The sequence below is a fragment of the uncultured Streptococcus sp. genome (assembly GCF_963545685.1).
Classification (GTDB): Bacteria; Bacillota; Bacilli; order Lactobacillales; family Streptococcaceae; genus Streptococcus.
In genome coordinates, this window is record NZ_CAUUKN010000050.1 from 1 (window position 1) to 9,888 (window position 9,888).

At 38.4% G+C, this 9,888-nt stretch carries 8 protein-coding genes; 5 read left to right on the top strand and 3 right to left on the bottom strand.

Features of this window, described 5'->3' with window-relative positions; all coding sequences use genetic code 11:
• Positions 1-173: 173 nt before the first annotated feature.
• The 4 genes from RWZ99_RS07800 (at position 174) to RWZ99_RS07815 (ending at position 3,795) form a co-directional block, all read left to right on the top strand.
• Positions 174-857, top strand: coding sequence for a phosphopantothenate--cysteine ligase (locus RWZ99_RS07800; protein WP_314677754.1), 684 nt, complete (start codon positions 174-176; stop codon positions 855-857).
• Positions 850-1,395 (top strand): phosphopantothenoylcysteine decarboxylase, encoded by a 546-nt coding sequence (gene coaC / locus RWZ99_RS07805; protein WP_314677756.1) that lies wholly within the window; start codon positions 850-852, stop codon positions 1,393-1,395. The genes RWZ99_RS07800 and coaC overlap by 8 nt, the downstream gene beginning before the upstream one ends.
• Before the next feature lie 27 nt (positions 1,396-1,422).
• Complete coding sequence (locus tag RWZ99_RS07810; RefSeq protein ID WP_314677758.1) at positions 1,423-1,995, top strand: ECF transporter S component; 573 nt, start codon at positions 1,423-1,425, stop codon at positions 1,993-1,995.
• Between the two features lie 81 nt (positions 1,996-2,076).
• A complete protein-coding gene (locus tag RWZ99_RS07815) occupies positions 2,077-3,795 on the top strand; it encodes a phospho-sugar mutase (RefSeq protein WP_314677761.1) in 1,719 nt (572 codons plus the stop codon).
• A 137-nt stretch (positions 3,796-3,932) separates the two neighbouring features.
• Here RWZ99_RS07815 and metF read toward each other — a convergent pair whose 3' ends face one another.
• From metF to RWZ99_RS07830, 3 genes are all read right to left on the bottom strand, one after another.
• Entirely contained in the window at positions 3,933-4,808 is an 876-nt protein-coding gene (gene metF / locus RWZ99_RS07820) for a methylenetetrahydrofolate reductase [NAD(P)H] (RefSeq protein WP_314677762.1), read from the bottom strand.
• A 185-nt stretch (positions 4,809-4,993) separates the two neighbouring features.
• Positions 4,994-7,243, bottom strand: a complete 2,250-nt coding sequence (gene metE / locus RWZ99_RS07825; RefSeq protein WP_314677766.1) for a 5-methyltetrahydropteroyltriglutamate--homocysteine S-methyltransferase — start codon at positions 7,241-7,243, stop codon at positions 4,994-4,996.
• Positions 7,244-7,564: 321 nt separating this feature from the next.
• Positions 7,565-7,918 carry a hypothetical protein gene (locus RWZ99_RS07830; RefSeq protein ID WP_314677768.1) on the bottom strand — a complete coding sequence of 118 codons (354 nt, stop codon included), beginning with the start codon at positions 7,916-7,918 and terminating at the stop codon, positions 7,565-7,567.
• Between the two features lie 146 nt (positions 7,919-8,064).
• On the opposite strand from RWZ99_RS07830, the gene pabB reads away from it, so the two are divergent.
• Entirely contained in the window at positions 8,065-9,801 is a 1,737-nt protein-coding gene (gene pabB, locus RWZ99_RS07835) for an aminodeoxychorismate synthase component I (protein WP_314677771.1), read from the top strand.
• Positions 9,802-9,888 lie beyond the last annotated feature (87 nt).

Genomic DNA, 9,888 nt, shown 5'->3' on the forward strand with positions numbered 1-9,888 from the left:
ACCTCTTAAGTAGATTTTAGGTATTTACCGTGTCTACTTAAGAGGTATCATATCACTTTTCAATGTTCGGTTTTTGTTTTGCTATAGACTGTTATAACTTTATATTATAGGGGCACGCTTCAAAAACACTTACTACTATTTACTAAAGTCTCAATTTTTAGTACAATACTACTATGAAAATTTTGATTACATCGGGTGGTACCACTGAAAAGATTGATGCTGTACGTGGAATCACAAACCATTCAACAGGTCATCTAGGTAAGGAAATCGCTGAACTTTTCTTGGCCAAGGGTCACCAAGTGACCTTAGTAACAACAAAGACTGCCGTCAAGCCTGAACCAAAAGAAAATCTAAAGATTACAGAAATTACGAACGTAGATAGTCTCCTAAAAAGTATGGAGCCACTCGTCAAAGAGCACGATGTTCTCATCCATAGTATGGCTGTCTCAGACTACACTCCAATTTATATGACAGATTTCGCCGAGTTGGAAGATACGGAAAACCTTAACCAACTCTTACGCAAGTCTAACACTGAGAGCAAGATATCTTCTGCTTCGGATTATCAGGTTCTTTTCCTTAAAAAGACACCAAAAATTATTAGCTTAGTTAAACAATGGAATCCTGATATTCAATTAATTGGCTTCAAACTTTTAGTAAATGTTAGTAAAAACGAGCTTTTCGAGGTTGCTCGTACTAGTCTTAAACGCAATCAAGCAAACATTATTGTGGCAAATGATTTGAGTGAGATTACTCCAAATCAACATATTGCTTATCTAGTTGACGAAAAGAGTGAAGAGAAGGTTACAACTAAATCTGCAATTGCTCAAGCTTTATTTGAAAGGATATGCCATGACTAAACGTATCATCCTTGCTGTTTCCGGCTCAATTTCCGCCTATAAATCAGCAGACCTGACAAGCCAACTAAAGAAAAAGGGGTATGACATCCACGTCATTATGACTGAAGCTGCTCAAGCCTTTATTACACCTCTGACTCTTCAAGTGCTTTCTAAGAATCCAGTTCACTCCGATGTTATGGAAGAAAAATTGGCTGAACGTATTAATCATATTGATTTAGCTAAGGAGACTGATCTCTTTATTGTTGCCCCAGCTTCAGCAAATACTATTGCCAAATTAGCTCATGGTATGGCTGATAACATGCTAACTGCTACTGCTTTAGCTTTACCTAGCACCACTCCGAAATTAATTGCACCAGCAATGAATACTAAAATGTATGAAAATCCATTGACTAAGAAAAACTTGGAGACCTTGCAAGAGGTTGGCTACCAAGAAATTCTTCCAAAGTCTGGCTTACTTGCATGTGGAGATACAGGTCGTGGCGCTCTAGCTGATATTGCTGTCATTATTGAATCAATCGATAATGCTTTAACAAGATAGACTTGTTGACAAGAAAAGGAGTTTTTGATGAATAAAAAAAATAAAGCAAACCAAACGGCACAATTATCTCTATTAATAGCCACAATGGTCGTTATCGAAGTACTCAGTCAAACCATCTTTGCTGCTTTTGTACTTCCAATCAAACCAACCCTAACTCATATCCCAGTCATTATTGCTAGTATCGTCTATGGTCCTAAAATTGGGGCATATTTAGGCGGTTTTATGGGAATTATGAGTATTGTACGTAACACTATCATCTATACAGTAAGTAGTTATCTTTTTAGTCCTTTTGTTGAAGGGGGAACTTGGGCATCTGCTGTCATTGCGATTGTGCCTCGTATTTTAATCGGTATTTTCCCTTACTTTGTCTACAAGTTTCTTCAAAATCGTCTAGGTTTGACGCTATCTGGTGTTTTAGGCGCATTTACAAATACATTCTTTGTACTTCTCGGTATCTACTTCCTAATCCCTAATTTCTACTCAGCAGGTGGAAAAACTCTAATGGCAACTATTTTCACTACAAACTCTGTTGCTGAAATGGTTATTGCAGGCCTATTAACACTTAGTATCACACCTGTGCTACTTCGATTGAAAAAATAAAGAAAAAACATGGGAATTACCATGTTTTTTTTCTTTAATTGTGGTATAATGTAAGCGTTTAAAAATATAAAGGAGATTGCTATGTCTTATACTGAAAATTATCAAAAATGGCTCGATTTCGCTGAATTGCCTGCTTATCTTCGTGATGAGTTGGTTTCTATGGATGAAAAGACCAAAGAAGATGCCTTCTATACTAACCTTGAATTTGGTACAGCCGGTATGCGTGGTTTGATCGGCGCTGGTACCAACCGTATTAACATTTATGTTGTTCGTCAAGCAACTGAAGGTTTGGCGCAATTGATTGACTCAAAAGGGGAGGAAGCTAAAAAACGTGGTGTTGCTATCGCTTATGACAGCCGTCACTTCTCTCCTGAGTTTGCTTTTGAATCTGCTCAAGTTTTGGCAGCTCACGGTATTAAATCTTATGTATTTGAGAGCCTTCGTCCAACTCCTGAATTGTCATTCGCAGTACGTCATCTCCACACATTTGCTGGTATCATGGTAACTGCTAGCCACAACCCAGCTCCATTTAATGGATACAAAGTTTATGGCGAAGACGGTGGTCAAATGCCACCAGCTGATGCCGATGCATTGACAGATTACATCCGTGCTATTGAAAATCCTTTCACTATCAAACTAGCTGACCTTGAAGAAAGCAAAGCTAGTGGCTTAATTGAGGTGATTGGCGAAGCAGTTGATGCAGAATACCTTAAAGAAGTTAAAGATGTTAACATCAACCAAGACTTGATTAATGAGTACGGTCGTGACATGAAAATCGTCTATACGCCACTTCATGGTACTGGTGAAATGTTGGCTCGCCGTGCCCTTGCTCAAGCTGGATTTGAAGCAGTTCAAGTTGTTGAAGCTCAAGCGGTTCCTGATGCTGACTTCTCAACTGTTAAATCTCCTAACCCAGAAAACCAAGCTGCCTTTGCTCTTGCTGAAGAACTAGGTCGCAAAGTGGATGCTGACGTTTTGGTTGCAACAGACCCTGATGCTGACCGTCTTGGTGTCGAAATCCGTCAACCAGATGGTTCTTACCTCAACCTCTCAGGTAACCAAATTGGAGCAATCATTGCCAAATACATTTTGGAAGCTCACAAAACAGCAGGCACACTTCCTGCTAATGCTGCCCTTTGTAAATCAATCGTATCAACTGAATTGGTTACTAAGATTGCAGAAAGCTACGGCGCAACAATGTTTAACGTCTTAACTGGCTTCAAATTTATCGGTGAAAAAATCCATGAATTTGAAACACAACACAACCACACTTACATGCTCGGTTTTGAAGAAAGCTTCGGTTACCTCATCAAGCCATTTGTACGTGATAAAGACGCTATCCAAGCTGTACTTATCGTTGCTGAAATTGCTGCTTATTACCGTTCACGTGGAATGACATTGGCAGATGGTATCGAAGAAATCTACAAACAATATGGTTACTTCGCAGAAAAGACAATTTCAGTTACACTTTCAGGCGTTGATGGTGCTGCTGAAATTAAGAAAATCATGGATAAATTCCGTGGTAACGCTCCTAAACAATTCAACAACACTGACATTGCTAAGACAGAAGACTTCTTAGAACAAACAGCTACTACTGCTGATGGTGTTGAAAAATTAACAACTCCTCCAAGTAACGTTTTGAAATACTTCTTGGCTGATGATTCATGGTTTGCCGTTCGTCCTTCTGGAACAGAACCAAAAATCAAATTCTACATCGCTACAGTTGGTGAATCTGAAGCAGATGCTAAAGAAAAAATTGCTAACATCGAAGCAGAAATTAATGCTTTCGTGGGTGAATAATACTTTTGACTTAGAGCTTAGCTCTAGGTCTTTTTGATACATGATAATAATGGCTCGAATAAGCAGTCACAATCTTTCACTGCTATACCAAGAAACCACTTATAGATTAAATCTATAAGTGGTTTTCTATTATTTAATTACAGTGCGCTAACTTGTGAATGATGCTTAAACAAGGAATGAGTGGCTTCATGAATATGACGTGCAGTCTCTGCATTATTCATAGTATAAAGATGAACTCCAGCAACATCTTGAGTTACGAGGTCAACGATTTGGTCAATGGCATATGCAAGACCAGCTGCTCTAAGAGATTCAGGATCGTGCTCATACTTATCCAAAATAGCACGGAACTTACGTGGCAAGTGGATATTTTCACAAGTCTTAAGTAGACGTAGGGCTTGGTTACGATTCAAAATAGGCATAATACCAGCATGGATAGGCACATCAATGCCAGCAAGAATACATTTATCTTGAAAATCATAAAATCGTTCATTATCAAAGAAGAGTTGGGTGACAAGACTTGAACAACCGGAATCAACTTTTTTCTTAAGATTTTGAATATCAGAGATTTGATTTGGTGAATCAGGGTGCCCTTCAGGATAACAGGCACCAATGATATCAAAGTTAGGAGCTTCTGACTTGATAAACTCAATCAAATCAGTCGCATATTTGAAATCTTTAAGAGGTTCAACTCCTGGGATAATATCACCACGAAGGGCCAAAATACGATTTACGCCAACTGCATCTAATTCTCGCAAAGTATCCGCAACCTTTTCCTTGGTCAAATAGATTGCTGGAAGGTGGGCAATAGTAGGAATAGCCAAGTCATTTTGAATATGGTCTGCCAAAGGAACCGTCGTCTCTTTGATATTGTATTTGTTATTGCTGGCTGTCACACTAATAAAGTGAGGAGCCAATCCTTGCATATCCTCAAGAGCAAGCAAGATTTGCTCATTGCCCACTGCTGGGTTAGGTGGAAAGACTTCAAAGGAGAGGGATGGTGTTTGGCTTGTCATATATTTTACCTTCTTCGTTTTAGATTTTTTTAGACAAAAGCTTTTTATTAGTGTCAACTAAACTCATAAGAATTATTGATCACATTTTGCCCCTAGCTTGCTTGCAAAAATCTTTAGAAAATTATTCGCTATTGAAAACCTTCTACACATAGGAAAGAAGGTTTTCAAGTTATGATAACTTCTGCTTACAAGTTCTCGCGAGCTGCTTTTGCTGCTTCTACAAGCTTGATCAAGCTTTCTTTAGTTTCTTTGATACCACGAGTCTTCAAACCACAGTCAGGGTTGATCCATACTTTACCACTTGGAACTTTGGCCAAGATTGCTTCGATAGTGTGGTCAATTTCACCGTCTTGTGGGACACGAGGTGAGTGGATATCATAAACTCCAGGTCCGACTTCTGTTTGGAAGTTTTGTGCTTTAAGTTCGTCCAAGATTTCAAGGTTTGAACGGCTAGCTTCAAATGAGATAACATCTGCATCCAAGTTGTCGATAGCTGGAATGATATCTGTAAATTCTGAGTAACACATGTGAGTGTGGATTTGTGTGTCTGGTGCTACTGTTGAGTGTACCAAACGGAAGGCTGGAATAGCCCAGTCAAGGTAGTCTTCGTACCAGTCGCTACGACGAAGTGGTAATTTTTCACGAAGAGCAGCCTCGTCGATTTGGATAATCTTAACGCCTGCAGCTTCGAGGTCAAGCACTTCGTCTTTGATAGCAAGAGCGATTTGAAGAGTTGAATCTTTAATAGAGATATCCTCACGTGGGAATGACCAGTTTAGAATAGTAACAGGTCCAGTCAACATACCTTTAACAGGTTTGTCAGTACGGCTTTGTGCATAGCTAGACCATTTCACAGTAATTGGGTTAAGACGAGTGACATCACCCCAGATGATTGGTGGTTTAACCCCACGCATACCATATGATTGCACCCAACCATTTTTAGAGAAGAGGTAACCAGATAAGTTTTGACCGAAGTACTCAACCATGTCATTACGTTCAAACTCACCATGTACAAGAACGTCAAAACCAACTTCTTCTTGCCATTTAATCCATTCATCTGTGATTTCAGCAAGGAAGGCATCATATTCTTCCTGAGACAATTCATTCTTACGGAAAGCCAAACGTTTGGCACGAACTTCCTTAGTTTGAGGGAATGAACCGATAGTTGTTGTCGGAAGCAATGGAAGTTTGAAAGAATCTTTTTGAATAGCTTCACGTTCTGCGAAGGCTGGCAAACGTGTGAAATCTGCTTCTGTCAATCCTGCAATACGAGCACGAAGTTCAGCATTTTCACCAACACGTTCAGTCGCAAAGAGCTCTTTGTTAGCAGCAAGCGCTTCTGCCCCTTGACCGTTACGGATAGCATCCAAATCACGAAGTTCATCTAATTTTTCAACGGCAAAGGCAAAGTAATTCAAAATAGCCGGTTCAAAATCTTCATTTGCAGTTGTAAATGGCACATGAAGAAGAGAACATGAAGTTGTCAAGACAACATTTTCAGCTGGAACCTGTTCGAGAACTGCCAAGCTCTTTTCGTAGTTGTTACGCCAGATGTTTTTACCATTAACAATACCCGCATAAAGAGTCTTATCCGCTGGGAATCCACCTTTGACAAGGTCAAGTGTTTTCTTACCTTCGACAAAGTCAAGACCAATACCGTCAACTGGCAAGTTCACAAGATCATTGTAAACATCACGAACATCACCAAAGTATGTTTGAATCAAAACTTCAAGGCCTTTCTTGTCAGCCAAGAGTTTATTATAGAGATTCAAGAAGAGTGCTTTTTCGTCAGCTGACAAATCTTTAACAAGTGCTGGTTCATCAAGTTGGATACGAGTCGCACCAAGTTCAGCCAATTTTGCAAAGACATCTTGGTATGCAGCAACAAAGCTATCTACGAAGTCTTCTGCTTTCACACCATCTTCAAAGTCAGACAATTGAAGGAAAGTGAATGGCCCAACCACAACTGGACGTGTGTTAAGACCCAATTCTTTTGCTTCTTGGTACTCATCAAAAATCTTGTGACCAGCAAGTTTTACTTCTGTTGTTTTTTCAAATTTAGGAACAATGTAGTGGTAGTTAGTGTTGAACCATTTTTTCATTGGAAGGGCACGGACATCCCCTTTTTCACCTTGGTAACCACGCGCCAAAGCGAAATAGCGTTCAAGATCCGTCAAATCCAAGTTTTGAACTGAAGCAGGCACGACGTTGAAAAGGAAGGCCGCATCAAGGAAGTTATCGTAATGAGAAAAGTCATTTGAAGGAATTTCAGTGATACCTTTTTCTTTAACAATATTCCAGTGTTTTGCACGCAAATCTTTAGCAGCTACTAAAAGTTCGTCTGCAGTAATTTCATTTCTAAAGTATTTTTCTGTAGTAAATTTTAATTCTCGGAATTCACCCAAACGTGGGAAACCAATGATAGTAGTTGACATCTTGTGTCCTCCTCTTTGTTGTTGCATTAATCTTACCAAAGAAATAAATGTCTGTATAATTGTTATTAGTTTTCTCTATATATAGTTTTAAACTATATCCTATAAGATAAGGGGTTTTCTTGGCTTGTTATCTTATTTTAATTAGATATTGATATAGCTAATAACTATATACAAAATTTATAAAGTCATTTTTATCAAAAAAATCCCTAGACTTTTGTCTAGAGATATATCTTACTTTTTCTTCACTAATATTTTCTGATTAACTTATCTATGCTCACTATTGCTGTAGTAGAGTCATAAAATAGGGTGTTTTAATCATAACTAAATCTTAATTGTGCTAATTACTCGTTCTTGAAGCCAAGAAGAGGTATAGGACGTGTTTTCACTGTTGTAGCTATTCCAAATAAAATAGCCAAAAATCACTAAGACAACTAAGAAACATATTCCCAATACTGCTAACCAAATGATTTGCTTCTTTAAACTATTATACTCACTCATATAACCATTATGAAGTTTAATAAGCTCGTCTCTCTTTTTATTGCTTGACTCTTTTGCAATGGCAATCTCAAGCTCGTACATTTGATGTTTCCAAGAATTCCCCTTGGAAGTCACTTTTTTCGATTTTTTATTTGAAAGACTGCTGTTGCCTTTCTCAAATTTATTTTTTTTAGTCATATTTCCCTCTAAAATCATCTTTTAGTCCATATCATTATAACATATGTAAAACTATCTGAAAAGTTCATTTTTGGTTAGAATTTTAAGAAAGAGAATTAAAACATGAAAAAGAACCAGAGGCTATCTTCTTATGTTATACTCTATGTATGCATAAGAAAACCGTTATTGATTTTAAAGAACTTGGCGTCAGACAAATCTTCACTCACGCCATAGAAGAAATAAAAACCAAAGACTTTAAGGAAGTTAAATCACTTATAAAGCAAATAGAAACCTATCAAGAAAAAGGCTATTATGCTGTAGGCTATGTAGCCTATGAAGCCTCTCGAGCCTTTGAGCCTAAATTTCAAATTTTTGATGGTCCATTAATGTCAGAGTACCTTCTCTATTTTACTATTCATGACACTGTTCAAACAGAGCCTATCCCTCTTACCTATGAGCCTGTTCTCTTACCAGAATCTTGGCAAGAACTAACTTCGGCTGAGGAATACAAGGCTGCTATTGAGCATATACACAACCATATTCGTCAAGGTGATACCTACCAGGTCAATTATACCGTCCAACTTCAACAGAATATAACAGCTGATCCATTTGCCATCTACAATCGATTGGTTGTTGAGCAAAATGCACATTACAATACCTTTATTCAGCACGATGATGTCTCTATCATTTCCATAAGTCCTGAACTCTTCTTTAAAAAAGATGGTGATAGATTGACCACACGTCCTATGAAAGGCACAACAAATCGTGGCTTGACAACTGAAACTGACCTCAAACAAGCACAGTGGCTAGCCCAGGATCAGAAAAATCGCTCTGAAAATATGATGATTGTTGACCTTCTTAGAAATGACATGAATCGTATTTCAAAAATAGGAAGTGAAAATGTAAAAAGCCTTTGCCTGGTTGAACAATACTCTACCGTTTGGCAAATGACTTCAACTATTGAGACACAACTCCTACCGAACTGTAGTTTAGGCGATGTCTTCCAAGCCCTTTTTCCTTGTGGGTCTATTACAGGAGCACCAAAAATAGCTACTATGGCTATCATTAAAGATGTTGAAAAACAGGCTCGAGGTGTCTATTGTGGAGCCATCGGTATCTTGCTTCCTAAAGGACCGACTATTTTCAACGTAGCCATCCGAACACTCCAAATGCAGGGAAACAAGGCTATCTATGGAGTAGGTGGGGGGATCACCTGGGACAGCAAATGGGAAGCTGAATATGAAGAAACAAAACAAAAGTCAGCTGTTCTATACCGTCAAAATCCTAGATTTGATCTTATCTCAACTGGACGGATTCATCAAGGTAAACTGCTCTTTCTTAAGGAACATCTCAATCGCCTACAAGAGTCCAGTCGCTACTTTGCTTATCCTTTCAATAAAGAAGAAGTTCAACATCAAGTCGAAGATTTGTGTCAGTCCCTTGATTTTGACACAGACTATCGTTTTAAAATGTCACTTGCAAAAGATGGTGAACTTACCTTTGAACATGCCCAACTGACAGGCTTAGCTGATGATTTTTGTCAAGCAAGCTTAGTTGAGCAAACACATCCTTTGGATAGCCCTTTTACCTACTTTAAAACAAGTTATCGACCTCACCTTAGTCTCGGACCTCATGAGCAAATCTACTATAATCAGAAGAAAGAATTTTTAGAAACCTCTATCGGTAACCTCGTTCTTAAAATCAAAGACCAACTCTACACTCCACCTGTTCGTCTTGGACTCTTAAACGGTATTTACAGACAAAGCCTTATCGCTAATAACCAGGTCACAGAGAGAGTTTTGACTCTAGATAATCTAAAACAGGCTCAAGCCATCTATGGCTGTAATGCTGTGAGAGGGTTGTATGAGTTGAGGGTGGATGTCCAAAATATGGATTTAAAATGATGAAATCTCATTTTCAAGAAATTAATCACTACTTCTGATATGCCCCCTGTCAAGTAGACAGGTTAAATATCTAATAGTAGTGTCTGT

Bases quoted from the DNA above. Each gene is read 5' to 3' on its own strand.
- RWZ99_RS07800 (WP_314677754.1), top strand. From the start codon at position 174: ATGAAAATTTTGATTACATCGGGTGGTACCACTGAAAAGATTGATGCT.
- coaC (WP_314677756.1), top strand. From the start codon at position 850: ATGACTAAACGTATCATCCTTGCTGTTTCCGGCTCAATTTCCGCCTAT.
- RWZ99_RS07810 (WP_314677758.1), top strand. From the start codon at position 1,423: ATGAATAAAAAAAATAAAGCAAACCAAACGGCACAATTATCTCTATTA.
- RWZ99_RS07815 (WP_314677761.1), top strand. From the start codon at position 2,077: ATGTCTTATACTGAAAATTATCAAAAATGGCTCGATTTCGCTGAATTG.
- metF (WP_314677762.1), bottom strand. From the start codon at position 4,808: ATGACAAGCCAAACACCATCCCTCTCCTTTGAAGTCTTTCCACCTAAC.
- metE (WP_314677766.1), bottom strand. From the start codon at position 7,243: ATGTCAACTACTATCATTGGTTTCCCACGTTTGGGTGAATTCCGAGAA.
- RWZ99_RS07830 (WP_314677768.1), bottom strand. From the start codon at position 7,918: ATGACTAAAAAAAATAAATTTGAGAAAGGCAACAGCAGTCTTTCAAAT.
- pabB (WP_314677771.1), top strand. From the start codon at position 8,065: ATGCATAAGAAAACCGTTATTGATTTTAAAGAACTTGGCGTCAGACAA.